Here is a 22,786-nt window from a genome sequence, read left to right as displayed (position 1 = left end):
CGCGCGAATCTGCACGAAGAGAGCCGGTCCGTGAAGGACCGGCTCTCTTCGTGTTCCGGGGCAAAAACGCGGCCGTACCGCCGCCGTACTACAGGACCCTTCGCACATCCCAGTCGTACTTCGCCCAGTACCCGGCGAGGGACGTGGTCTCGACGGTTTTGCCCGGCCTTGGGGCGTGGATCATGGTGTTGTTGCCGGTGGCAAGGCCGACGTGTCCCCAGTTGCCGTCGTTGTTGATGACGATGATGTCACCGGGCTGGACGTCGGCCCGGTGGATACGGGTTCCCGAGCCGCGCATGGTCTGTGAGGTGCGGGGGAGGGTGATCCCGGCGGCCTTGTGGAAGGCGTGGACGAGGAGTCCGGAGCAGTCGAACCCGCCGCCGGTCGGCCCTTCGGTGTTGCCGCCGCCCCAGACGTAGGGGAGGCCGAGCTGCGCCCGGGCAACGTTGATGACGTCCCCGGCGACTCCGCCGGCGGCGGGCGTACCGCCTGCGGCGGCCGGGCCGGCCTGGTCGTAGGCGGTGATCTGCGCGGTGACGTCGTCGACATAGGCGTTCGACCGGTTGTACCGGAAGATCGCCTTGCGGAGCTCGGCGGTCTTCGAGAGGTCGGCGGTGCCGGTACCGCACAGGTACACGGCCGCGCCGAGGGCGGCGTCGTAGGCGTTGTGCGGGTCCTTGGCGCCGTCGCCGTTGCCGTCCTGTCCGCTGGGCCCGTTCCAGGTCGAGGGAAGGAACTGCATCGGCCCCACCGCCCGGTCGTACGCGGTGTCTCCGTCCAGGCGGCCGCGGTCGGTGTCGGAGAACGACGTGGTGTTCCCGCCCGCCCCCGACCCGTTGAGCCGCACGCCCAAAATGCGCGGGGTGATCCCCCCACCGGGGGCGATGGTGCGACCCGCCGCGTGGTTCGACTCGACCTTCCCGATTCCGGCGAGGACCGACCACCGCATCCCGGTGCACCGGGGCCGGACCGTGCCGACGCTGGCGGCGGCGCGCGTGTAGGCGGACAGCATCACCGGAGGGATGCCCGAGACCGAGGCCGGTGCACCCCCTGCCCTGGTCGTGGTCTCCTCGCCGTGCTCAGCCGCGCCGCCCGCGAAGGCAGCGGCGAACAGGAGCGGAACGGCGAGGAGCAGCGCGAACCCCGCCCCGGCGAGGACGAGGAGCCATCGAGCCGTCTTCACGGGCGTCCCCTGCGGCGCGGGGCTGGAGGCGGCACGGGCACGGGTGCCGGCCGTGGCTGCCGCAGCCGGTGAAGGCGCTGGTGCAGCATCGCCTGGGCGGCGCTGGCGGGCGGCTGGACGATCCGCGGCGGTGCGGGCCGACGCCGCAGGGCGGTGGCCGGAGCCGGGGGAGCCGGTGTTGCCGGGCCGACTCCTCCAGCGGACGTTGGGCGCGCGGGCCGGGCTGCCGGGGGCGCCAGAGGGGGCGTCGGCCGGGCCGGGACCGGGGGCGCGGGGGACGCGGTGCGCAGGGGCGGCTGGTAGGTGCCGAGTCCGGGCTGTCCGCGCACGATCCTGCTGAGGGAGCGCAGGTTGTGCTGGTACGCACCGGTGAAGTTCTGCGCGGGCAGCGCGGCCTGGCGGACGGCGAGCACCCTGCGGCCCACCGCCTGGCTGGCCGAGTTCGCGGCACCGGTGACCTGTCCGGGCAGCGCTGCCGCTGCGGTGGTAGCGGCCCGGTAGGCCAGCGGACCGTAGACGGGCAGTCCGACGGTCGACTTCAGCCCGATGGCACCGGCCTTCACCGTGGCTTTGGCCCCGACGTCGACGGCCCGGCCGGTCAGGGCCGCCAGTTTGGTGACGGCGTGGCTTCCGGCTTTCAACGCGTGGCCGCCCAGCCGGGTGGCCACGCGGGTGGTGCCGACGCCTCCGGCGGCGAGCGCGGTACCGGCTCCGCCGGTCGCGGCCATCGCGCCGATGGTGAGCCCGCCGATCAGCAGCGCCTTGCCCAGCCCTGGCCTGGAACGGGGCGCGGAGGTGGGGGCGGGGGTGTAGGCCCCGCCGAGGGGGCTGTTGCCGATGCGGACACGGGCGCGGGTGGCGAGGTTGCGGCTGGTGCGGGCGAGCCGCTTGCGGTAGACGAGCGCGCCGACGCAGATCGCGTCCAGGACGACGAAGCGAACGGCGAGTCCGCCGGGCAGGTCCTGGTCGGAGGCGTCCAGGACCGCGTTCACGACGACGATGAACACCGCGAGCGACACCACCGACGTGAGCATCAGGGCCAGGGCCCTGGCGACGGACGCGGCCCTGTCCCACAGCCAGCCACGGCCGGGCCCGGGGAGCACCCCGACGACCAGGGCGACTTTCGCGAGGGCCGCTTCGATCGCGATCTGTACCTGGGCGAACAGGAACCCGCAGGCGAGCATGATGATGAAGGCGCAGGTGAGGAACGCGGCGATCAGCATGAAGATGGCGCCGCCGATCTTGTCCGCCGAGGCCCTCTTCGCCGATGCGGCGTCCTTGACGCACTTCTTCTCGAACTGGGCCAGCGGCCCCTTCTTCGACGCCCGCTCTTTCAGGACCGCGTCGCTCGGAGCGGTCACGCCCGCGGAGAGAGCGCTGAGGGTTCCGCCGATGAGCGGGACCTTCTCCAGCAGCTTGTTGTCGGAGGCCAGCGACTCGTCCATCTCCTGGTCGAACACGGCCTGCTCGATCCGCGAGTCCCGGAACAGGGTGCCGCACTTCGGGCCGCCGCCCTTGGACGGATTCTCGAAGGTCCGCCCGTAGGACAGGTACATCGCCGGCCGTACGACGAACGCGTCGACGAGAGCGTCGGTGATCGGCCGGGCCAGCGCGGTTGCCGTGTCCCTCACCTGCGCTCCGACCGTGCTGCCCTCCGGCGTCTTCTCCCACCCGGTGTCCGTGGTGGTGCGCCCCGCCGAGTCGACGGCCTCCTTGTCCAGGACCAGGGCGGCGGTCTCCAGCGCGATGGCCTTCACGGTGGCGACCGCCCCGGTGTCCCGGCCGAGCAGGAGCTGCGGGGGCGAGGCCAGCGCGCCGACCGCGAGCGCGGAGATCACCAGCCCGGCCGCCATCTCGCCCCAGCCCCGGACCCGGCTGCCGAACAGTAGATGACCCGACGCGACGACCAGCGTGAACGTGAGGAACAGCAGCGGCAGCCCCATCTGGACCACCGCACCGCTGTACAGGGAGGTGGAGACGGTCAGCACCGGCTTGAGGAGCAGGTTGGCCAGAGAGAAGGACAGGCTCCAGGAGATTAGGAAACACGCGAAGGAGACCAGCCACTTGTTCCCGATGAAGAGGAGCTCGACGATGAACTGGGCGGCGCCCAGGTCCCAGTCCGTCCAGTCGCCGGTATCGGCGTAGATGCGGTAGGAGCTGACCGGGTTGCCGTCGCGGTCGGTGACCTCGAACGCCGACAGAACGCCCCCGTTCTGCGCCCGGTCCTTCTTGTACTGCTCCACCTTCTTGTCGAACTCGGCCCGCGCCGCGGCTTCCTCCTTCCTGCTCTCCTTGATGCCGTCCCGGATCAGCGGCGAGTCCGCCGGGTCGGCCGAGTCCACCGGATCGGGAATGAGCGGCGTCGGATCGAGCGGGTTCTCCGGGCCCGGCAGGGTCGGGCCCGCCGACGGCACCGGACCGGGCGGGGGCGGGGGAGCGGCGTTGGCCGTCACGGCCGCCAGCGTCAGCGACAGCAGCAGGGACAGGGCGAGCAGCGCCAGCCCCACGGCCATGGCCCGGCCCGGCCGCAGCCACCGCACCCCGATACGCCGCACCCCGGCCCAGACACGGGCCGCCCGGCCGGCCACGTTGGCGCGGCCTCCCGGCCGGTTCATGCCGCGCTCGTGCTCTGGATCGGCTGCGAGTAGATGTGCTTGGCGACCGCCGCGTCCGCAGGCACGGTGATCTGCATGGTGCCGATGCGCCCGGCCAGGTCGCGGTGCAGGCACCCGCCGGCCAGCGCTTCACGCTCCTCGTCGCTCATGTCCGGGCTGCTGGGGGAGAGCTGGGTGGTGACGAGCTCCAGAAGACCTGGGTCGTCGGGGTCGCAGCCCAGGAACGCCAGGCCGCGGCGGGCCAGGTCCTCATCGGTGTGCCGGAAGAGGAACTTGCGGCGGATCAGGCCGCGCAGGATCCGTCCTGCTTCGTTGTTCGGGCCGATGTCGTCGGAGTCCGGCGACCCGAACAGCGCCCCGGCATTGTGCTTGCGGCCGTCCCGCACCAGTTCCAGCACCAGCTCCATGCCCTCGGGGCTGGAGGTGAGCCACCAGCACTCGTCGAACACGGCCAGGGCGAACTCGGACAGGTCGGCGTAGACGATCTCCCGGCAGAGAGCGGCGACCAGATACATCACCGCGCGGCCGAACGTCTTCTCGAACTCCAGCTTCTCCAGCCGGTCCCCGGCCAGTTCCTCCTGTGTGGGGAGCTGGAGCGAGGCCACGCTGAACACCACCGAGTCGGCTCGCGAGTTCCGCACCACCGGCAGCGTCTCGTCGAAGACCGCCCGGGCCAGGTCCTTACGGCGCGGCGCGGCCAGCCGGCGCGCGACCATCGCCGACGGTGCGTCACCCCCGGCGGCCCCGCGGTTCGTCAGCTCTTCGAGCAGGACCCGCATCGAGGGATGCCGCTCCTTCAGGACGGCCTCGATCGCCTCGGACAGGGCGATGCCCTCGTCGCTGAGCGGCGAGAGGTTCAGCAGCAGAGTCAGGAACGACTCGGTCACCCGCTGGGCCCGGGACCCGGTGAAGATCCGCAGCGGGTCGAGCGAGATGGTGGCCGTGTCGTCGATCGTGATGCACTCGGTCTCGCCCGGGCACGCCCGCGCGAACTCCACCCACTCCTGACGGGGCGTGCGGTCCACCACCACGACCCGGCCGCGCTTCACCCCGCCCGGCAGCTGGCGCCCGGCGGCCAGCACCAGGAACATCGCCGCCTTCATCGCCAGCGACTTCCCGGACCCGAGCTCCCCTACATAGGCGGCGGTCGCCGATGCGTTCTCCCGAGGGGCCCGCGTGAAGTCGGTGAACACCGGGCGCACCCCGCCGCTGGACAGCTGCATCCCGTACAGCGGCCCGGTCTTGTCGCCCAGACCGTGCCCCGTGAACGGCCCCGCCATCGCGAAGTCCCGCGCCACCAGATACTCCGAGTACTTCGCCAGCACCGCAGGCGTCCGCGTCCCGGGCAGCATCCCGTACCACAGGGCCTCCTGCGCACCGAGCGGACGCACGAAGTCGTAGTCACAGCCCGAGAAGTGACCCGTCAGCTCACCCGCCCGCCGCTCCGCCTCCTGCGGGGTGGCCCCCCACACGCACAGCGTCGTCATCGCCCGGACCTCGACCTCGGACTTGGACGCCGTCAGCCGCTCCCGGAACGCCGCCAGCCCACCGGCCGCCTTCTCCACCTGGGCCGGCGGACCGGACGGCTCCTCGTCGTACTCGTTGCGCTGGTTCTGCAGCTCGTTGGCCTGCCGCCGCGTCTTGGCCTCCGCCTCGGCACCGGCGGTGACCTTCAGGCGCACCACCCAGTCCACCGGGAAGGAGAACCCGTCCAGCACAGCCAGGTGCTCCGAGCCGGGGAACGCGAAACTCTCCGGCATTTCGGCCAGCGTCAGCATCGTCTGGTAGGACGAGCCCCACTCGGTGGACACCTCCAGCCACCGCTTCGCGAACGGCGACTGCCAGCGCCTGCCCGCCTCCTTCGTACGGCGGGAGTCCGGTGCCCCGCCGGTGCCCAGGTCGCCGCCCTCCCACAGCACGACCTCGCCCAGCGCGGCCGCCCCCCGCCCCCGGCCCCGCATCCGGCGCTCGGCGGACCTCCGGTCCGGCAGCACCGGCTCGACCAGCCCCCTGCGGGCACTGTGCCCGTAGATCCACAGGACCTCGGCGGTCGTCGCCGGATCCATGGCGATCCCCGCCGGCCACAGCGACGCCATGTGGGCGGCCTGCTCCAGGCGGGCCGCCTCCTCCCTGGCCGACACCGGCCGGGGCAGCAGGCCGAGCTGCAGCGACACCTCGGCCAGCGCCGCAGCCGCGGCCTCACGGAACGCCTCACCCCGCCCCATCGCCAGCGGCACCGCGAGCCAGTCCGTACGGTCGGTCAGCGCCAGCTCCTCCAGCTGGGCCTGGAGAACGGCGACCGACTGCCGGTAGCGGGGCGAGGCGGCCATGTCGACACCGGCGGTCATCCGCTCCACCACCGAGGCCGGATCGACGGCCGGACACAAGCTCATCAGCATCGACTCGCCCTTGAGCTGCCGGATCAGCGTCTCCGTCTGACGCAGCCGCTGCACCTTCGCCTGCCGCGACGCGTGCGCAGAACCCGAACCCCGCACACGGAAGACGGCCCACACCTGCCCCTGCACAGTCCACAACACGTTCCCGGCCACATGCCGGATCGGCATCCTCATCCCGCTCACTCCCCCCGCACTGCGGTGCCAGCCCGAACGGTTCGGCGAGCGGCGATCAACGACGACGCCACCGGAGCCGGCCTCACCCGTGAAACCACCCGCTCCGCAACCGGACCCGCAGAGGACGCCTCCTGCTGCGCCGACTCCTCGCCCGCGAGCGGGTTCATGGTCACCGAACACACCCCGACCACCCGCCGGGCTCCAGATCCCCGCACCGGCCGCCCGCCCAGCCGCCCACCGCCCGGCGTACTCACCAAACCGATCGCGCTCCCCGCGACCGACACGGGACTGCGACCCTCGACCTGCACATGCCGCACGAGCAGCGACAGCCCGTACGGAACGCCGATCGCGATGACGAAGTTGACCAGCCCGAAGTGCGCCCACAACCCGCGCGTCAGCATCAGCACCCCGAACGTCACCGCGAGCACGCCCATCTGAGGGAGCGTGTACGGCCCGCCCCAGATCCGCCCCCGACCACCGGGCCACTTGACGATCACCAGCGGGAACTTGCGTCCCTTGGTGTAGCAGTGCCCGACCAGCGCCTCGCCCTCCGCGCCCACGGGCAGGCTCACGGCGCCGCTCACCGCCCGGCCCCGAACCGCGCGAGCCCGTCGACCGCACCGCTCCCCGCGACCTGCACCACCGGCGCTGGCGCGGCGCTCGGCTTCAGGTTCTCGCCGACACTGTCGCGGAACGCGGGCGCGTTCGACACCACGAACCACAAGGCCACACCACCGAGGAACGCGACACCCGCCGCGATGACCGACTTCGTCGTCCGCCACGTCGCGATCACCGCGAGGGTCACCATCACGGCCATCACCGTCGTCATGAGCAAGGTGTTGAGCTGCTTGCCCAGAGCGTCCACGTCCTCGATCGCCCCGGCCAGCGTCACCAGATCCGTCACTGCACCTCTCCTTCCTGCTTCGATCCGGGCGAACCCAGGACGGGCGCCCCTTCCACCGACGCGATCTCCCATCGACCGTCCCGCGCCACGAGCGACACCGCGTACACCAACGGCCGCTTCTGCCCCTGCACGTCCGTCGCGGCGACATCGACGAGCAGCTGCCGCTCCTGCCCCTGCATGACCCCCGCGTCCGGGACCGCACCCGACGGGGAGCCGGTCTCCGCCAGGGCGACGACCTCCACTCGCCCGTACGGGGGAGGCGAGACCGGAGCCAGCGACGTACCGGGGGAGAGGTAGCGGTCCAGATCACCGGCACCGGCCAGGAACGCGGAGAAGAACCCGGCCAGCGTCTGGACCGCCGCATCGGAACCGTTCGCCGGAGCCGACGACCCGTACCCCAGAGCCTCGGCCCGCGACGGCACCGGCGCACCGACCTCCGCCGGCAGCGCGACCGCCGACCACGCCCCGCCCTTCCCCGCCTTCACCGGCACCTGGAAGTACCGCAACACCCCAGCCTGCGACGCTGCCCCTGTCCCGCCGGAGCCGGACTTCGCCCCTCGGCCACCGCCGGGAGCCTCGTCGGAGGCGGGCTTCACCAGAGCGGCCACGGTCACCGACCAGTAGCCGCCCCCGCCGTCGGCCCGGCGCACCTTCACCGCCGCGAGCCGTTCCACCGTCTGCGACCCCGCATCCGCCTCCAGCACGACGTCGCGGGCGGTCGGAAGGAACGGCGCCAACACCGACTCGGTGCCCTCACCGGCCGTCAAGTAGGCGCTGAGGAACAGCTCGGCGAACCCGCCCGGCCCCGCCCCCTCCTCCGCCCCGGCCCGGTCCTGACGAACCGACTGCGACGCCGACACCACGACCGCGGGCGCCGACAGCAACGCCCACACACCCAGCACCGGACCCGCGACGAGCAGCGCCCACATCGACCGGCGCATCACCGTCACCGCGTTCGCCGACGCCCCCAGCGACGCCACCGACCAACCCCCCGCCTCCGCCGGCAACCTCTCCTCCCGGACCCGCTCCTCCCGGCGCCTCACGCCTCCACCTCACGCAGCCGGGCAGCCAGCTCGTCCCGCGCCTGCTTCGGCAACGCCACCCACCGGCCGAAATGGACCCCCGCCGATTCGGCATCGTGATCGAGGTACGCCCGCATCGCCGCCACCGTCTGCTCGGCGAACGGCGCCACCTCCAGCTGCACCGCCAGCGCGCTCAGCCGGGCCCGGGCCCGCATCAGAAACACCATGTCCACGCCACCCGCACCGACTACCGAATCCGTCATCGCCCGCCCGTCCCTTCTCCCGGCGGAACTCCCGCCGTGCACACACCCCAAGGACACGAGCAGCCCCAGACGTGACACCCCGACCGGGAAAAGATGAAGTTCCTCGCTCACGCGGCCTGCACCCACTGACCCGCGACCGCTCTCAGCTGCCGAACGGTCCGGCTCCGGCGCTGCCGCCACGCCACCGCCGACACCCCAGCGGCCTCCCGCGCGCCCTCACGGACCTCAGCCACGATCACCCGGGCCCGCGCCACATCCAACTCCCCGGCAGCCACCGCCCACACCAGCAGCTCCGCAAGATCACCCTGCGCACCGGCCAACTCCTGCGGGTCAGCCGCGAAACCGAGGCGCTCGGCCTGCTGACCCAGCACGCTGCGCCACGCAGCTTCCGCAGGATCGTCCGCGTTCAAGGGCGCACCGTCGTGGGCCGGGGAATCGAGACCGGGATGCCACGCGACCTCGGCATCCGGCCCGGCCTCCGCCGCGAGCTCCCGGCTCGCCCAGTGCAACGTCTCCAGGACGAGGTTCGCCGAGACCCCCCGACGGCGCGCCATCGGATACGTACGCACCACCCGGTACAAGCACGACACGACCACCTGCGCCGTCTCGTCGAAATCCCGCCCGGCCTTCAGCCGCCCCGTCAGCCGCACTGCGGCGGGCAGCATCGCCTGCACCACCACCCGGGCCGCCAGCTGCGCCTCGTCCCCCTCGCCGCCCGCCCTGCGCAGTACCGCGTACAGCCACCGGTCGCTGAACGCCCGTTCCTGTCCGCGCTCCCGGCGCGCCAGCTCCGGAAGGACGTCGTCCAATCCGCCCTGGGGGTTCCCGTCGAGCGCACCGCACTCCAGCAGCCAGCCCCGCACGAGGGAGCTACGTCCCGGGGCGGCGCAGACCAGGGCCCATTCGGCGTCCAGCGCGTCAAAGACACGGTTCAGGCTCACGGCAGCTCCTTCGATCAAGGTGATGCCGTGAACTCTTCTCAGCCCCCCTGACCCGATCGCTGACCCAGAACCCCGAATGCGCAGGTCAGCAGGTTGCCCAAACACCGACCCAGGGAGATACGGGTCCAGCGCGGCCGGGCCTGCGAGGGGAGCCCCAGTGGAAGGCGGGAGGGGAGCGCACCTCTCCTGCTGACGCCGTTGCCCGCCATCGGCCCGTACGTCTCGCCGTGCCCGCGCGCGGCCAACTCGGCGTCGGTCCACCAGGCGACGGCTGCCCTGGCCGCAGCCGTGTCCATCCGGGCCGCCCGGCGGTTGTACGAGACGGCGCGGCAGTCCGGCGCGTCACCGCATGCGATACCGCGACCATGTGTCGCGCGAGCGAATTGGACGGTTGTCGATGACCGAGCAGCCCACCAACCCCGAACACGAGGACGACCTCAGCACCGTCATGAAGGCACTTCTGACCGCCTTCGAGAACCTCGGCGCCGAGCACCAGGCACTCACGGAAGAGGAGAAGGAGACCACGGCCACGGAACGCCGGGGCACTGTGCGCCGCATGCTCCAGTCCATTACGGATGCGGGCCGTATCCTGGTCCACTCGGTGGACCTGGTGGCCACGGTCTACGGACTGCGTGAGCTCGGCGTCGAACGGCAGATGGCGAAGGGTGCCGATGGCAGCGACTACAGCCCCCTGCTCACCGTCGGTGGATCCGAGGAGAAGCTCTACGACACAGCCTCATACCTCGAAGCCGCCGCGCAGCGCCTGGTCGAGGCGTACAAGCAGACGAAGAAATACCCGGCACTGGCCAAGGCCAGGCGGCCGCAGGAGATGAGGTCCGTCCTGTCGAGCCTGCGGGGTGCCCTCACCGGGCTGTGCGCCGAGATGGCTGCCCGCGGCCTGACGGAAGGAAGAGCCGAGTGCGAGCCGTGGATCGCCAAGCTCTGCGAACTGGAAGCGCAGACGTGCACGGTCGTTCCGGCCCAGGCCTCCGAGCTCACCGCCGACGAGGTGACCGCGGCGATCCTCGCAAACCCGGCGATCGCCGAGGCGGCCGCCGCCGCGCTGGAGCGCACGACTGCCTGACCGTTCTCGTCGGCTCCGGGGTTGTCCATCGGGTTGCCTGGCCGGTTGCACACCGAGTTGCGTATCCGGTTGCCCAACAGGGTGCGCAACAGGTTGTGCACCGAAACGGCGTGGGGGAGGGTAGCCGCAGGTCAGCGGTGGCGGGTCAGCGGGCCCGGGAAGCCGACACCTCTTTCTCCGCTACAGCCGGAGCAAGAGGTCCCACGTTCAGAGGCAGTCGGCGGAACAGGAGCCCCCAGCCCCGACCTCGATCAACTCCTGTGCCCCTGCTTCAGGCGGCTCCGCCCGAAAAGGCCCGGGGGGCCGCGTACCGCGACTCGCGGTGGCCGGGGCCGTGCGCTGCGACATACCTGCGACACAGCATTTGATCAAGTGGGCTCATGCGAGAGAACGACACTGTGCGCACTGTCCTGCCGCTGCTGGAGGCACTGGACCGCGGTGACCGGGCCGCCGCCCTGAACTGGCTGTCCGTCGTGCTGGGCACCGATCCGATGCCCCCTGAGCACCGCGCCACCACGGACGCCGTGATGAGCGGTACGCACCTGCCCTACGCGCTGCTCGCTCGCCGTCTTAGCGTCGTGGCTCTCGGGGCCCTGACGCCTGAGGCGCGGGCCCGCTCGATCCGGTGGCTGGAGAGAGCTCTGCTCGGTGGCTCGCCCCCTTGCTGACCAGTCCGGTTCAGGCGGTGTCGCCGTCCCAGGCCCACCGGTCGGGATCGCTGTCGCTGGGGACGTAGTCGGACCGGCCGCCCGGACCGTACACCCCGTGATCGCTCATCAGCAGCGCACCGTCCGCGCGCTCCTCGGGGGTGCAGGCGGTGACGTCGAGGAGCTGGCCGTCGAGCGGCCCGCCGACCAGCTCCACGTACACGTGGCCCGGGGTACGGGTGCGGGGGTCGGGGTCGTCGTGGTCGGTGCCGTAGATCCACGGCCGGGGGTCGCTCATCCGTCCAGCCTTCCAGCCCGCGCGCCGCCGGGTCCCGGATTCCGTGATCTCGACCGGGTGAACGGCCTCCTCGACCCGTAACGCGAGCCCCCGGCAAGCGGGTTGAGGTGATCATGAACCGACGAATGATCGCACTCGCCCTCGGCACCGCCGCTCTGGTCCCGGCCGTTCCCGCCCACGCGCTGCCCATGCCCACGGCGGTGCGGGCCGCTCCTGTGGCGGAGGTGACGACGCTGGCCGACGCGGTCGGCCTGGTGGAGGTGACCGAGGAGGCCCGCACCGGCTACACCCGCTCGTCCTTCCGCCACTGGAATGCGGGCGAGAACACCACCGACGGGTGCAACACCCGCAACGAGGTCCTCATCGCCGAGGCGGTCGTCGCACCGACCGTGGAGGCCGGCTGCAAGCTGACCGGCGGCACCTGGCGTTCGTACTACGACGGCCAGGAGGTCACCAGCGCCGGCTCCTTGGACATCGACCACATGGTGCCGCTGGCCGAAGCGTGGGATAGCGGTGCCTCCGCCTGGACCGCGGCGCGGCGGGAGGCGTACGCGAACGACCAGGGGTCGGACGTCTCGCTCGTTGGGGTGACGGCGCGCAGCAACCGGCAGAAGTCCGACCAGGACCCGGCGGACTGGATGCCGCCGTCCCCGGACGCTCAGTGCCGGTACATCGGTGAGTGGGTGTCGACCAAGCTCCGCTGGCAGCTCACCGCGGACGATCGCGAGCTGGAAGCGCTGAAGGTGTACGCCGACGGCCCGTGCGAGGACACCATCGTCCGGTACACCCCAGCCGTCTGAGCCCGCCCGGCCTGTCCGACAGGCCCGCTGCCGGCGTAGCGGCCCCGCATCACGGACGGCCTGCACCATCTCTGGTGCAGGCCCTCCGAAGCCCTGGTCCCGGCCCCCGCCGGCCCCGCCGACCGGCACACGATCGGCGCACTCAGCGTGGCCGCCTGGCGAGCCGTCAGCGCCCCGGAGACCGCACACACCCCCGAGACCGTCGACCTCCTCACGGAGACCGCGGAGCAGCTCGCCGCCGCCGGGGCGGACCGGCTGCTCCGATCGAGGTGGCTGTCAACGTGCTCGGCGTGGGGCTGCCAGCGCTGATCGCAGCGCGGGCGCGGTCCCGGCCGTGACGTGGTGGTAGGGCGGGCACCGGGCCGAAAAGGGTCCGTTGGCCGGTGGCGGCGGGGGATAGTGCGGGGGTGACCACGACACCCGATGCTCCGACCCCTGTACGGCCTGCTCGCCGCCGCCGTCACGCCCGTCTGATCGCCGCGCTGGCGTCGCTGATCGGGGCGTGTGCGGAGGCGGCGGGGGAGGTGTACGGGCCGGTTGCCGTCGCCCCGCTGGACCAGGAGGGGGTGGAGGTGGACACGCTGTCGTGCATGCGGGTCGCGATGTCCGGGCCGCTGCTGCTGGATATGGCCCGGTCCGAGGACGACGCCCGGTGGCCGGACGAGGTGGCGCGGCAGCAGGCGGCGTCCCGCCGTACGTACGCGGCCCGGTGCGCGCTGGCCACTGCCCAGGACGCGGTGCACCGGCGTGGCCCGGGGCGGGGGCCGGTGCCGCTGCCGACCGCTGGGCAGGGCGCCATGATGGAGCTGGTGAGCGCGGGCGACGAGGTCGCCGCCCGCTGGAGGCGTGACCCGCAGGAGGCCGCCGCCCTGGTGCTGGAGCTGACGGCCGGCGGGGAGCTGGCCGTCGACGAGGTCCTGGACGCGGCGGTCGACGCCGCAACGGTGACCGGGCTGCTGACACTGAGCGAGGCCCGCACCGCGGCTACGTCCGATCCGAGCATGGCGGCCGAGCTCTGTCTGGTGGCCGTGCCGCATTTCTCCCTCGCGGTAGCCCTCGCCAGCGCCGACCTTGACTGAAACACGCGTGACCGGGCGTGCGCTGAGGCCACGACGACGGGTGAACCGGACCCTTGCCCGTGACGGTGGCCCCTGCCGCGCCGGTCGAGCTGATCATGACGCGGCGAACGGCGTTGGCCGTGTTTGCCCCTGGCTGTAGTGGACGGCGCAGCAGAGAGCCCGCACCATCAGGTGCGGGCTCTCGCTGTGCGGGTGCCGGGTCAGGACGCGCACTGCTTCCTTGAGCCGCCGTCGTTGAGGTTGCCGTTCCATATCCAGCCGTTGACCTCGGTGCCGCTGACCCTGACGTGGGTCCAATTGTTGCCCGCCGAGTTGTTCCAATAGCAGTGGTAGTAGAGCCGTTGGGAGCTCGGGACCCAGGTTGTCATGGGGCAGTCGGAGCTCGGCCCCGTGCGTATTCGTTCGTAGAGCTGCTGGCCATAGCCGGACCCGGAGTCCTTGTTCACCCAGCTGGGGTGGGTGCATGCGGCAGAGCCGGCGCTGGCGGACGGGGCGGCGGTCAGGGTGGCCGAGGCGACCAGCAGTGGCAGTGCGACCGCTGTCCACATGGTGTTTCTCTTCAAGGCGTTCCCTTCGGTTGTCGGCAGCCCGCAAGGACGGGCTGCACACGCTCTCCGGAATATCGAGACTACGCACGGCAAGTGCCCACATATCAGGCTTATTTCAGCCCCGACTGGCCGCTGCGCACCGTGACGGGCTCTCCCTCTCGGTCGCGCACGCACCGCCGCCCCGCCGGACCAGGAGGCGGTGGAGACCTCCGTGCTGTCGTGCGTCCGGGGCGCCATGTCCGGCCCGCTGCTGCTGGACCTGGACACGGGTGAACCGGACCCTTGCCCGTGACGGTGGCCCCTGCCGCGCCGGTCGAGCTGATCATGACGCGGCGAACGGCGCTGGCCGTGTTTGCCCCTGGCTGTAGTGGACGGCGCAGCAGAGAGCCCGCACCATCAGGTGCGGGCTCTCGCTGTGCGGGTGCCAGGTCAGGGGGAGTACGCGCAGTGCTCGAATGAGCCGCCGTCGCTGAGATTGCCGTTCCATATCCAGCCGTTGACCTCGGTGCCGCTGACCCTGACGTGGGTCCAATTGTTGCCCGCCGAGTTGGTCCGAAAGCAGTGGTAGTAGAGCCGTTGGGAGCTCGGGACCCAGGTTGTCATGGGGCAGTCGGAGCTCGGCCCCGTGCGTATTCGTTCGTAGAGCTGCTGGCCATAGCCGGACCCGGAGTCCTTGTTCACCCAGCTGGGGTGGGTGCATGCGGCAGAGCCGGCGCTGGCGGACGGGGCGGCGGTCAGGGTGGCCGAGGCGACCAGCAGTGGCAGTGCGACCGCTGTCCACATGGTGCTTCTCTTCAAGGCGTTCCCTTCGGTTGTCGGCAGCCCGCAAGGACGGGCTGCACACGCTCTCCGGAATATCGAGACTACGCACGGCAAGTGCTCACATGTCAGGCTCATTTCAGCCCCGACTGGCCGCTGCGCACCGTAATGGGCTCTTCCTATCCGTCGCGCATGCACCGCCGCGGCCGACCCGAGTGCGGCGGCCGTGCCGTACTTCGCGCTCGCGGTCGCCCTCGCCAGGGCGGCATCGGATGAGTGAACGGCCCCCGCTGCCCGTGACGGTGGCCCATGCCGCGCCGGTTGGGCTGATCATGAACCGACGAATGATCATGACTGCCGCCGCCCTGTCCGCCGTTCTGGCCCCGGTGGCGGCTGCTCCCGCCGCGACGTCCGCGCCGGCGGCCGTGCGCACCCCCTATGTGGACAAGCGGGTCAACGCCTGCCCCGGGCCCCGCCCCGGGTGCCGTCCGGGGGCGGTGGCTCACTACTGGTACAAGCGCGGGTCCGCCTCGCGGGGGGTGGGCTGGGTGTATGCCTCGAATGAGGGCGTCCGGTCCGGTACGGCCCGCTGGCTCGTCAAGAAGCCGGGCGGGACGTGGAAGACCGGCGGCGGCTGGAAGCGCGCGAAGCGCGTCACCGACTTCGTAGAGGTGTCCTGGGGCCGGGACGGGCACACCGGCCCGAAGTACCCGGCCGGTACCAAGCTGTGCGTCCAGTTCAAGGGCCTGTCCACGAAGGGGTGCGTCACGCTGAAGTGACCCTGACCGAACCGCCTTTGCCCGGCCCCGCACCGTGACGGTGCCGGGCTGGCCGCGGTTAGCGGGTCATGACGCTCTCGCACCTGCCCGCCCCTGCCAGGCCTCCTGATGACGTGCCCTTCGAGCCGTGGGAGGGCCAGGACGTAGCGCTCGCCGGAGCCGCTGCCGCCGGACGCCGCGCGGCGGCGTGGGTCCGCACGCTGCCGGCCCCGCCACTCCCTGGCCCGGTCGGTGCTTGGCTGGCCAGGGAGCTGCCGGACGCGATCGAGGCGGCGATGGGTGATCTGGACCCGGAGGAGTGCGACCACATGGCCCCGGACGGCCGGGTCGTCGACGGGAACGGTGGCGTCGATGCCGGGACAGTCAGCACTCTGGCCGCTGTCCCCGGTGTGCTCTCGGAGGTGGACTGGCTCGCCCCGGGCCAGCAGGTGCGCCTCCTGGCGGTGGCGGCCGCGGTTTCCGGGGCCGTGCGGCTGATCGCGCAGGACCCGGGCGGCGCGATTCTGCACGGGCTGCTCGCCCGGCTGTGCGCCGTCCTCGACCACGCCGCACGCCCGGACGGGGCCGCCTGGGCACCGGCCGGGGCCGGTGATCCCGGAGTGGCACAAAGAATCGAACACGGGTTCTAATGGGGGGATGGACCGCTTCCCCTTCCCCGACGACCTGATGCGCGCCCAGCAGGAGTGGCACGACACCTACCGCGCCCTCGCCGTGCCACGTCCGCGCCGTGCCACCGAGCTGCGCCACCGCCTGCTGGCCCTGTCGGTGCGGATCCACTGGCATCCGTTCTGGTCCACTCCGGACGGCTGGACGCCCGCGGCCCGGGTAGAGCTCCGGCGGCGAGCCGGCGGGGACCGGCGTACGGACGCGGCGTGAGCCGACCGCCTGACAGGGAGGGGATCGGTCATGGGTGATCTGCCACCTGACCTGGACCGTCTCCGGACGCTGGAAACGTGGCTGGTCCTCTCTCTGGAGCGGGTGCGGGAGCAGATCGCGGCTGTCGAGCGGCCGGCGCAGCCGCAGCGCGCACGGTGGCCGTCGGCTGCGGCCCGGTGCGCCGGGCCGCACCGGACGCCGATGCCTGACTGGGGTATCTCTTCTGTCGGTATCGGTAGGCCTGTCGTTGAGGTCCACCGGGGCGACTGCTTCACCGGGGGCGAGATGATGCAGCCGATCAGTGCGGAGCGTGCCCGTGCCGAGCTGGCTGACGGTGTCCAGGCCTGCGGGGTGTGCCGCCCGGACAACGTGCTCAGCCGCCTGTGACCGCCCGGCGGGCTGGATAGGTCGGGTAGTCCGTGCCGTATGGGTGTGCGGGTCAGGGCGGGTCTCCGGAGTACGGCCCGAACCGACGGTGCCGGTGACGTCTCGCCACCGGCGCCGGACTCGCCCCTGCGGGTGGGGCAGGTCGCTGTCGCCCAGTCGACGCCAAGTGCGGCGAGTTGCTCCCGCTGCTGGTCTATGTCCGGACGGGAGGGAACGCGCGCTCGGTGACCGTCGCTGATCTGCCCGGACAGCGTCCGTCGGGAAGCGCCGACGCCGAGGCAGTCGCCCTGGCACTCGTCTCCAGCGAAGTGTTCGTAGACGGACTCCTGACGGCCATGCCTCGCCGCCAGGAGCAGCGCGACAATCGCGCCCGCGAGGAAGCGGAGCGCCTTGCTGCGTCCGTCATCGCACCCGCCCGAGCCGGTCTCCCCACCGGCTAGACCACCATCGTCACGGAAGAGCAGTCTGATGGGCTGCGGTTGCGTGAAGAACCGCCAAGTTCGAAGGAGGCGCCGGGAAGGTGCTGTTCGGTCCGTCGTCCGAGGCGACGTGCAAGGCCGTGTCCGGTCGCTACCCGGGCAGCATCGTCCGGGAGAAGTCGGCTCCGACGATCATGTAGGTGGGCGGTAGTGAACCATTCATCTACGTGACCAGCTCTTCGTCCGCCACGAAGTTGCCGCGCTCGCGGTCGCTCCGGCAGCTAGAGCGACCGCAGCGGCCGTCCAGCTGACCAAGTCTGTAGCGGGGTTTGCCGTCCAGTCCCACCATTCTTGTGGGTACCAGATCAGAACAAGTGCCGATGCCAAGGGCAGCGGCCAACTGAGCTGTGGGCCAAGCAGCCTTACCGACAGAAGAGCGAGACCGAACCAGATCAAGATGGAGCGGACGAATACGACACCAGCTTCTACGCCGACGGCGAATGCTTCGATACCGAAGGAGAAGGAGCAGACAGCGAGCATGAGGCTGATGCAGTACTTCAGTCGCAATCGGTGCATGGCTGAGGCGCCCATCTCCTCGTGCTTCGCCATCGTGCCACTGAGTGCTGCGGAGAGGAAGACAGCCGACAAGAGTGGGAGTTCGCGTCTGAACGGGACTCCGGTGGTGACTCCTCCGCTACCGATGGAAGGCACGGCGATATTGGTTCCGCCAAAAAATGCTGACAGAACCACGACAACGCTCGTGCCCACCAGGATGGTTGTAGCGCTGTGGACTCTCGCGTAGCGGACGAGATCAGAGCTGATCATCAGTAGTGCACCAGGTGGGATCTTCGAGAATGTAGCTTCGCTCCTGAGCGAGCCATTCCCGCTGATCGGACTGAGATGCCCGTGAAACACGAGCTGCCTCATTCTGTGCGGCCTCGACCCCCTGCATGTGAAGTCCCTTGTCGGATACAGACGGATCTTGGCCCATGGAACGGTATTCAAGCCAGAGCCGAATATTGTCCATGGCCTGCCATACTCGATTCTCCTCAGGCGGAGGCGAGCAGCGCCCCAGGGACTTAGCGAATACCTGGTCGGCCATGGCGATCGCTGCAGTGCGGACATGCCCCTCAGCGATGTCGAAGCCTCCGTCGCCCAAGTCGCTCCTACGCAGTCCGAACTCGTGAAACGCCTGCGGCGACTTCAGCCACGACTCCGAATGGTCCAAGCGCTGCGCCATGAGGGTCAGGTCGGGGAGGTACTTGCGGTGCTCAGGCCACACGCATACCTCCGGAGATCCCTTCTCAGCACGCTCACACACAGGTTCCACTGCTGTCGCAGGGCGGTCGACGCGGAGTTCACCCGCGGCCGATGCTGCGGCCAGCGCAATCAGAGTAAGGACGGCCGACCCGCCAGCGGCGCAGCGTATGTGCCAGGGAGTTCCCTGCCGAGGCATCTGGCGCTCGGCGCTCCGGCGCAACGGCGGAGCTGTCACCGCCAGAACCGCGAGGGCGAGTGCGAAGAGCAGCCGCATGGCGACAGGAAGAGGGCGTAGGTGCTGGTCCGGCGGGCCTGCCAAGACGTTGAACTTGATAGGCAGCGCCAACATGCTGATGAAGCATCCCAGTGCACACACGATCGGTGTGAATCCGGCGGAAGGCCACCACCGGCCCGCCAGGTGCCCCACGGACGCGAAGATGACCAGCGTTGCCATACCCAGCAGGAGGTAGGAGGGCCAGAGGAAGCCGGGGCCCGCCTCGCTGAGTGAGATCCCGGCGGCAGTTAGGCACCCGATCATGTACGCGACGAGGCCGAGTGTGAGGGTTGCGGCTAGGCGCGCTGCCTCGATCCGCCAGATGGGCCGGGCGGCGGCGAGGATGGTCTCGGGCATTCCGGAGCGTGATGAGCGGCCAGCCTGCCAGGCCGAGACGCCGGCGAGCAGGGGGCCGAGGAAGATGGTGACGACCTGGGCGGCCACGCTGGCCTCAGGCCAGACGCCGATCCAGTACCGGGACCGGCCGAAGAGGACCAGCAGGTCGACGGCGACCAACAGGGGGAATGCCGTCAGTAGGGGAGAGCGGCGAAGTTCGATGAGATAGGCGTTCACGATGTGCCCCCACCGTTGGTCCGATGGCTTTCGAGTACCGTCATGTACCCGCGTTCCAGGGGGTTGTCGCCGGGGGCTGTGAGCCTGGCCAGTTCAGCCAACTGCTGCGGTGTGCTGCTGTGGAGCACATGGCCTTCGTTCAGCACAAGGACGGTGTCGCAGGCTGCGCCGACGTCTTCGACCAGATGCGTACTCAGGACGACTGCTGTTCCCGCAAGGGCGAGGGAGCGAATGAGTTCACGGAAGTCGAGACGTTGCGCGGGGTCGAGACCGACAGTCGGCTCGTCCAGCAGTAGCAGTGAGGGAGAGCCGACGATGGCTGCGGCGATGCCGGCGCGGCGAAGCATGCCGCCGGACAGGGACTTCATACGGTCCTGCGCTCTGTCGGCCAAGCCGACAGCTCCTAGTGCTTCCCTGGTCATGGAATCGGCACTCTTGGACGGGACCTCGCGCAGCCAGGCGCAATAGCGGACGAAATCTGTGATCGAGAACGCCGGGTAGTAGCCGAAGTCCTGCGGCAGATAGCCGATGCGGCGGCGGGCTCGCCGAGCTTGCCGCTCGTTCTTGACCGGCCGGCCGAACACCTCCAAATCCCCGCTCCGCGGTGGCGCGATCGTAGCCAAGGTCCGAAAAAGTGTGGTCTTGCCCGCACCGTTCGGACCGAGCAGGCCGGTTACCCCGGAGTGAATAGAGAGATCGAGGTTCTCGATAATGCTTCGACCACCATATCCCTGAGTGAGGGAAGTAAGCCGGGCGATAGGCCTGAGCGTCATTGCTGGACTTTCCTGAAAAGCGACGGGCCCGCCTGTACGGCGGGCCCGTCGTCCGGTCAATGCTTACGCATAGGTGTTAGACACGTCCGTGCCGTTGATCTTGAACGTGCATTCATGGGTGTCGAACTTGCCTCTGTAGCCATACGGGAGTTTCTTGGTGCGCTGCTTGTCGACCTCGTTGTTGCAATCGTAGGTGGTTTGGTAAACACCCACAGTCCAGGTTGCATCCGAGCAGTAGCCGTGCCCGGAAGTCGTGTACCAGTACCCTCGGCAGCCGTGCTCCCACTCGGGCTCAGCAGACGCGCTCGACAGCGGGGCGGCGAGGCCGATAGAAACAGCGGCCATGACACCGACAATGGCGCTCTTGGTTACCTTCGACTCGGCTATGCGCGATATGAATGCATTCACAGTTCCCCCCCAGAGGATTTAGTAGTGATTGAACAGGGTCCCCCATGTGCAGCCGTGAGACTAGCATGTATCCCTTGGGTGCAAGCTGAAGTGACGGCTGATCCATCGTAGATGCCCGGCAATTCCTCGGTGGTGGATTCCGCCACCATGTGCCCGAGTGTCCGTTATGGGCTACGTCTTTCTGGCCATTCTCTTCCGTCCTGAGCGGGAAATGTGTCACTCTCGGTCTCCGGCGGCTATTCCCGCTCGGACCGTGCCGCGTCGTGCCGCCAAATGAAGTATCAATACACGGTCGGCCAGGGCGGAAAGTCCTTCGGTAACTGGCGCCAGGCGCACCCGGTCCGCACCATGTAGAAGATCGGGTCCACGATCCGCCGACGTGGGTCCCTCCGCGGCGGCGCCGCTCGCGCCCGCCGCCCCGGGCGGGGCCTTCACCGCAAACGGCCTGCGGCACCCAGGAGATCCGTCAGGACAAGGGATCGCGTCAGGAGAAGGCTGACGTCACGCTGTGCGTGGAGACCGACGGCACGGTCATGAACGCCACTGCGTCGTCCAGCTGTTACTACGCCAGTGCCATCTCCTCGTGGTCGAAGATGGATGAGTGCTGGACGCAGTCCTCGGTCATCGCCAAGAAGGGCGGTAAGACCTTGGACGGCTCGGACAATCGGTTCGCCTACGCCGGGCCGGGTGCCTACACCTTCACCGTGAGTGCCTCGGCTCAGGGGCAGAACCGGGGCGGGAGCGAGATCGCGGTCTACGGCGAGAAGACCTACAAGCTCAGCTTTACGTCCCAGAAGAAGGACAGCGCCGTCCTCGACGGGGTCTTCAAGGACGAGGGCTTCGCTGGGAACGTGGTGGTCAAGAACATCGGGAACGTGCCGGCGCGCGGGAGCGTCCTGACCCTGGAGAACGATTCACCGTCCGCGGAGCCGTCTGCGGAGTCCGAGCCATTCCAGCGGTACCAGTTCGCTTTGCAGCAGTCCCCGCGAGACGAGGCCGAGGTCAAGAAGGCGCGGGCAGCGCTGGGAGAGAACGACAAGAAGACACCGCTGAGCAAGGATGCCCGCTGCGTGGGGAACGCGTCGATCGCCATCTGTGACCTGGGAATCATCCAGCCCGGCAAGAGCACCAGCGTCGACTCCGCCCACGACCTGATGTGGAGGGTCGAAGCGACCAACGTCGAGGAGGGAGACAGCGGCAGCACGGAACGGCCCAGGTTCTGAACCGATACGGTGCCGGCCCGCTCACCTCGGCACCCGAACTCTCCGGGGCACGCCCCGGCCGGCACATCAGCTCTACCGGCCGGGGCATCCAGCCGCCCCAGCAGCCATTGAGGAGTTGCTGACCCGCCGCCTGCGGGGCGTGGGATGGATAGGGTTCGGGGCAGTCCGTGCCGTATGGGTGCGCGGGACAGGTCCGGGTCTCCGGAGTACGGCTCGGACCCCTGGTGCCGGTGGCGGCTCTTGTCACTGGCACCGGGCCCCGGCCCGGTCGGCACATCTCGGGGGAGTAGTCCTTTCAGCCCCGGCCAACGCTTCCTGGTTATTCGGTGCCTCGTTCGTGACTTCCGGTGCCCAGTTTCGTTGGGTACCCGCAAAGATCACCTCGTCCGAAGGGTTCCCTGTGCTGAAGAAGCTCCTCATCTCCTCGGTGTTCATGGCCACGGCGGCCATCGGATCGGTTTCCCCCTCCATGGCCGCCGGTGCACCTGCCGACGACCCGGCCGGCGCGCACCACCTCATTGGGCGCTGCTCGCCCGGACTGCTCTTCGACTCAAGCTTGCTGACATGCGACTACGCGGGCCTGGTCAGCCCCCAAGGCCCCGCCTAGAGCGGCTGAGCGCGTTGGGCGCTGGTGCGGCGGGAAGCCCGCCAGGGAAGCGGTAGTCCGGGCCTGTCTCCAGAAGTCTGCCGGGGCATACGCTCCGGCCATGGCACCTACCGCAGCGTTCCACCACGCACACAGTCAGAAGCCGGACCCCGGCTGGGGCCTGGCCCCCGCGCGCTGAACCACGGGAGGACCTCACCCACCGGTGAGTCCTCCCGCTTTGCTGCTGCACCCAGGCGGCGGGTCAGGTCGCGGTGGCCCAGTCGATGCCGAGTGCGGCGAGCTGCTCGCGCTGGGCGGTGTTCAGCTTTTCCCGCCGGGTGCGGGTGTTGCTGATCCAGGTGCCGAGCCGGACGGGTCCGTGGGGTGTCTCCTCGATGTGGGTCCTTGGTACGACGACCCGTCCTTCCCGTGCGGCGTACTGGGTGAGCGCGACGATGCCTCGCTCGAACGCCCCGGCGCCCTTCCCGGCGGCTGGTGCTGCGGTCCGGGGGGTG

28 protein-coding genes and 1 pseudogene are annotated in these 22,786 nt (G+C 70.1%); 12 read left to right on the top strand and 17 right to left on the bottom strand.

Annotation, left to right across the window (positions count from 1 at the left end; genetic code table 11):
* Positions 1-88 precede the first annotated feature (88 nt).
* The 8 genes from AB0F29_RS38770 to AB0F29_RS38735 form a co-directional block, all read right to left on the bottom strand.
* Positions 89-1,183, bottom strand: coding sequence for a bifunctional lytic transglycosylase/C40 family peptidase (locus AB0F29_RS38770; RefSeq protein ID WP_361882903.1), 1,095 nt, complete (start codon positions 1,181-1,183; stop codon positions 89-91).
* On the bottom strand, positions 1,180-3,798 hold the full coding sequence (locus AB0F29_RS38765; RefSeq protein WP_361882900.1) for a hypothetical protein: 2,619 nt from the start codon (positions 3,796-3,798) through the stop codon (positions 1,180-1,182). The genes AB0F29_RS38770 and AB0F29_RS38765 overlap by 4 nt, the downstream gene beginning before the upstream one ends.
* The gene (locus AB0F29_RS38760; RefSeq protein ID WP_361882897.1) at positions 3,795-6,368 is read right to left on the bottom strand and encodes an ATP-binding protein; all 2,574 of its coding nucleotides are present in this window, start codon (positions 6,366-6,368) and stop codon (positions 3,795-3,797) included. Before AB0F29_RS38760 ends, AB0F29_RS38765 begins: the two co-directional genes overlap by 4 nt.
* A 5-nt stretch (positions 6,369-6,373) precedes the next feature.
* On the bottom strand, positions 6,374-6,940 hold the full coding sequence (locus tag AB0F29_RS38755) for a hypothetical protein (protein WP_361882895.1): 567 nt from the start codon (positions 6,938-6,940) through the stop codon (positions 6,374-6,376).
* Positions 6,941-6,948: 8 nt separating this feature from the next.
* Positions 6,949-7,272: a hypothetical protein gene (locus tag AB0F29_RS38750; RefSeq protein WP_361882892.1), complete on the bottom strand. Its 324-nt coding sequence runs from the start codon at positions 7,270-7,272 to the stop codon at positions 6,949-6,951.
* Positions 7,269-8,315, bottom strand: a complete 1,047-nt coding sequence (locus AB0F29_RS38745; RefSeq protein WP_361882889.1) for a conjugal transfer protein — start codon at positions 8,313-8,315, stop codon at positions 7,269-7,271. The genes AB0F29_RS38750 and AB0F29_RS38745 overlap by 4 nt, the downstream gene beginning before the upstream one ends.
* Positions 8,312-8,557: a hypothetical protein gene (locus AB0F29_RS38740; RefSeq protein WP_361882886.1), complete on the bottom strand. Its 246-nt coding sequence runs from the start codon at positions 8,555-8,557 to the stop codon at positions 8,312-8,314. Before AB0F29_RS38740 ends, AB0F29_RS38745 begins: the two co-directional genes overlap by 4 nt.
* A 107-nt stretch (positions 8,558-8,664) precedes the next feature.
* A complete protein-coding gene (locus AB0F29_RS38735; protein WP_361882884.1) occupies positions 8,665-9,498 on the bottom strand; it encodes a hypothetical protein in 834 nt (277 codons plus the stop codon).
* Between the two features lie 397 nt (positions 9,499-9,895).
* Between AB0F29_RS38735 and AB0F29_RS38730 the strand changes: the two genes are divergently transcribed.
* Positions 9,896-10,582: a hypothetical protein gene (locus AB0F29_RS38730; protein WP_361882882.1), complete on the top strand. Its 687-nt coding sequence runs from the start codon at positions 9,896-9,898 to the stop codon at positions 10,580-10,582.
* A 380-nt stretch (positions 10,583-10,962) separates the two neighbouring features.
* Positions 10,963-11,250, top strand: coding sequence for a hypothetical protein (locus AB0F29_RS38725; protein WP_361882879.1), 288 nt, complete (start codon positions 10,963-10,965; stop codon positions 11,248-11,250).
* A gap of 10 nt (positions 11,251-11,260) precedes the next feature.
* On the opposite strand, the gene AB0F29_RS38720 is transcribed toward AB0F29_RS38725, so the two are convergent.
* The gene (locus AB0F29_RS38720; RefSeq protein ID WP_361882877.1) at positions 11,261-11,527 is read right to left on the bottom strand and encodes a hypothetical protein; all 267 of its coding nucleotides are present in this window, start codon (positions 11,525-11,527) and stop codon (positions 11,261-11,263) included.
* Positions 11,528-11,640: 113 nt separating this feature from the next.
* Here AB0F29_RS38720 and AB0F29_RS38715 point away from each other — a divergent pair, with 113 nt between their 5' ends.
* The 3 genes from AB0F29_RS38715 to AB0F29_RS38705 all read left to right on the top strand — a co-directional run bounded on the left by AB0F29_RS38715 (position 11,641) and on the right by AB0F29_RS38705 (position 13,406).
* A complete protein-coding gene (locus AB0F29_RS38715) occupies positions 11,641-12,327 on the top strand; it encodes an HNH endonuclease family protein (RefSeq protein ID WP_361882874.1) in 687 nt (228 codons plus the stop codon).
* 147 nt (positions 12,328-12,474) lie between these two features.
* On the top strand, positions 12,475-12,636 hold the full coding sequence (locus AB0F29_RS38710) for a hypothetical protein (RefSeq protein WP_361882872.1): 162 nt from the start codon (positions 12,475-12,477) through the stop codon (positions 12,634-12,636).
* A 98-nt stretch (positions 12,637-12,734) separates the two neighbouring features.
* Positions 12,735-13,406, top strand: a complete 672-nt coding sequence (locus AB0F29_RS38705; protein ID WP_361882869.1) for a hypothetical protein — start codon at positions 12,735-12,737, stop codon at positions 13,404-13,406.
* A 200-nt stretch (positions 13,407-13,606) separates the two neighbouring features.
* Here AB0F29_RS38705 and AB0F29_RS38700 read toward each other — a convergent pair whose 3' ends face one another.
* Positions 13,607-13,954 (bottom strand): SH3 domain-containing protein, encoded by a 348-nt coding sequence (locus AB0F29_RS38700; protein WP_361882866.1) that lies wholly within the window; start codon positions 13,952-13,954, stop codon positions 13,607-13,609.
* A 429-nt stretch (positions 13,955-14,383) separates the two neighbouring features.
* Complete coding sequence (locus AB0F29_RS38695) at positions 14,384-14,737, bottom strand: SH3 domain-containing protein (RefSeq protein ID WP_361882863.1); 354 nt, start codon at positions 14,735-14,737, stop codon at positions 14,384-14,386.
* Positions 14,738-15,057: 320 nt separating this feature from the next.
* Between AB0F29_RS38695 and AB0F29_RS38690 the strand changes: the two genes are divergently transcribed.
* From AB0F29_RS38690 to AB0F29_RS38670, 5 genes are all read left to right on the top strand, one after another.
* Positions 15,058-15,492, top strand: a complete 435-nt coding sequence (locus AB0F29_RS38690) for a hypothetical protein (protein WP_361882860.1) — start codon at positions 15,058-15,060, stop codon at positions 15,490-15,492.
* 68 nt (positions 15,493-15,560) lie between these two features.
* The gene (locus tag AB0F29_RS38685; RefSeq protein ID WP_361882858.1) at positions 15,561-16,121 is read left to right on the top strand and encodes a hypothetical protein; all 561 of its coding nucleotides are present in this window, start codon (positions 15,561-15,563) and stop codon (positions 16,119-16,121) included.
* Positions 16,122-16,128: 7 nt separating this feature from the next.
* Positions 16,129-16,368 carry a hypothetical protein gene (locus AB0F29_RS38680; protein WP_361882856.1) on the top strand — a complete coding sequence of 80 codons (240 nt, stop codon included), beginning with the start codon at positions 16,129-16,131 and terminating at the stop codon, positions 16,366-16,368.
* Positions 16,369-16,398: 30 nt separating this feature from the next.
* The gene (locus AB0F29_RS38675; protein WP_361882853.1) at positions 16,399-16,755 is read left to right on the top strand and encodes a DUF6233 domain-containing protein; all 357 of its coding nucleotides are present in this window, start codon (positions 16,399-16,401) and stop codon (positions 16,753-16,755) included.
* Positions 16,756-16,979: 224 nt separating this feature from the next.
* Positions 16,980-17,195 (top strand): hypothetical protein, encoded by a 216-nt coding sequence (locus AB0F29_RS38670; RefSeq protein ID WP_361882852.1) that lies wholly within the window; start codon positions 16,980-16,982, stop codon positions 17,193-17,195.
* Between the two features lie 198 nt (positions 17,196-17,393).
* Here AB0F29_RS38670 and AB0F29_RS38665 read toward each other — a convergent pair whose 3' ends face one another.
* From AB0F29_RS38665 to AB0F29_RS38645, 5 genes and pseudogenes are all read right to left on the bottom strand, one after another.
* Positions 17,394-17,942 carry a hypothetical protein gene (locus AB0F29_RS38665; RefSeq protein ID WP_361882849.1) on the bottom strand — a complete coding sequence of 183 codons (549 nt, stop codon included), beginning with the start codon at positions 17,940-17,942 and terminating at the stop codon, positions 17,394-17,396.
* 43 nt (positions 17,943-17,985) lie between these two features.
* Positions 17,986-19,281, bottom strand: a complete 1,296-nt coding sequence (locus AB0F29_RS38660) for an ABC transporter permease (protein ID WP_361882846.1) — start codon at positions 19,279-19,281, stop codon at positions 17,986-17,988.
* On the bottom strand, positions 19,278-20,054 hold the full coding sequence (locus AB0F29_RS38655; RefSeq protein ID WP_361882843.1) for an ATP-binding cassette domain-containing protein: 777 nt from the start codon (positions 20,052-20,054) through the stop codon (positions 19,278-19,280). Before AB0F29_RS38655 ends, AB0F29_RS38660 begins: the two co-directional genes overlap by 4 nt.
* A 63-nt stretch (positions 20,055-20,117) precedes the next feature.
* Positions 20,118-20,399 (bottom strand): hypothetical protein, encoded by a 282-nt coding sequence (locus AB0F29_RS38650; RefSeq protein WP_361882840.1) that lies wholly within the window; start codon positions 20,397-20,399, stop codon positions 20,118-20,120.
* A 347-nt stretch (positions 20,400-20,746) separates the two neighbouring features.
* A pseudogene (locus AB0F29_RS38645) lies at positions 20,747-20,878 on the bottom strand (transposase); the annotation flags it as partial.
* Between the two features lie 117 nt (positions 20,879-20,995).
* Here AB0F29_RS38645 and AB0F29_RS38640 point away from each other — a divergent pair.
* Positions 20,996-21,685: a hypothetical protein gene (locus AB0F29_RS38640; RefSeq protein WP_361882837.1), complete on the top strand. Its 690-nt coding sequence runs from the start codon at positions 20,996-20,998 to the stop codon at positions 21,683-21,685.
* A 400-nt stretch (positions 21,686-22,085) separates the two neighbouring features.
* Positions 22,086-22,292, top strand: a complete 207-nt coding sequence (locus tag AB0F29_RS38635) for a carbohydrate-binding module family 14 protein (RefSeq protein WP_361882834.1) — start codon at positions 22,086-22,088, stop codon at positions 22,290-22,292.
* A 241-nt stretch (positions 22,293-22,533) separates the two neighbouring features.
* Here AB0F29_RS38635 and AB0F29_RS38630 read toward each other — a convergent pair.
* A partial coding sequence (locus tag AB0F29_RS38630; protein WP_361882831.1) for a helicase associated domain-containing protein occupies positions 22,534-22,786 on the bottom strand: 253 nt, incomplete at its 5' end.

This window comes from Streptomyces sp. NPDC026589, assembly GCF_040638385.1.
Taxonomy (GTDB): domain Bacteria; phylum Actinomycetota; class Actinomycetes; order Streptomycetales; family Streptomycetaceae; genus Streptomyces.
Note: the sequence above shows the minus strand (reverse complement) of the source record. Positions and strands in the feature narration are given on the sequence as shown.

Bases quoted from the DNA above. Each gene is read 5' to 3' on its own strand.
- AB0F29_RS38765 (WP_361882900.1), bottom strand. From the start codon at position 3,798: ATGAACCGGCCGGGAGGCCGCGCCAACGTGGCCGGCCGGGCGGCCCGT.
- AB0F29_RS38760 (WP_361882897.1), bottom strand. From the start codon at position 6,368: ATGAGGATGCCGATCCGGCATGTGGCCGGGAACGTGTTGTGGACTGTG.
- AB0F29_RS38740 (WP_361882886.1), bottom strand. From the start codon at position 8,557: ATGACGGATTCGGTAGTCGGTGCGGGTGGCGTGGACATGGTGTTTCTG.
- AB0F29_RS38730 (WP_361882882.1), top strand. From the start codon at position 9,896: ATGACCGAGCAGCCCACCAACCCCGAACACGAGGACGACCTCAGCACC.
- AB0F29_RS38725 (WP_361882879.1), top strand. From the start codon at position 10,963: ATGCGAGAGAACGACACTGTGCGCACTGTCCTGCCGCTGCTGGAGGCA.
- AB0F29_RS38720 (WP_361882877.1), bottom strand. From the start codon at position 11,527: ATGAGCGACCCCCGGCCGTGGATCTACGGCACCGACCACGACGACCCC.
- AB0F29_RS38715 (WP_361882874.1), top strand. From the start codon at position 11,641: ATGAACCGACGAATGATCGCACTCGCCCTCGGCACCGCCGCTCTGGTC.
- AB0F29_RS38700 (WP_361882866.1), bottom strand. From the start codon at position 13,954: ATGTGGACAGCGGTCGCACTGCCACTGCTGGTCGCCTCGGCCACCCTG.
- AB0F29_RS38695 (WP_361882863.1), bottom strand. From the start codon at position 14,737: ATGTGGACAGCGGTCGCACTGCCACTGCTGGTCGCCTCGGCCACCCTG.
- AB0F29_RS38690 (WP_361882860.1), top strand. From the start codon at position 15,058: ATGATCATGACTGCCGCCGCCCTGTCCGCCGTTCTGGCCCCGGTGGCG.
- AB0F29_RS38685 (WP_361882858.1), top strand. From the start codon at position 15,561: ATGACGCTCTCGCACCTGCCCGCCCCTGCCAGGCCTCCTGATGACGTG.
- AB0F29_RS38680 (WP_361882856.1), top strand. From the start codon at position 16,129: ATGGACCGCTTCCCCTTCCCCGACGACCTGATGCGCGCCCAGCAGGAG.
- AB0F29_RS38675 (WP_361882853.1), top strand. From the start codon at position 16,399: ATGGGTGATCTGCCACCTGACCTGGACCGTCTCCGGACGCTGGAAACG.
- AB0F29_RS38655 (WP_361882843.1), bottom strand. From the start codon at position 20,054: ATGACGCTCAGGCCTATCGCCCGGCTTACTTCCCTCACTCAGGGATAT.
- AB0F29_RS38650 (WP_361882840.1), bottom strand. From the start codon at position 20,399: ATGGCCGCTGTTTCTATCGGCCTCGCCGCCCCGCTGTCGAGCGCGTCT.
- AB0F29_RS38640 (WP_361882837.1), top strand. From the start codon at position 20,996: ATGAACGCCACTGCGTCGTCCAGCTGTTACTACGCCAGTGCCATCTCC.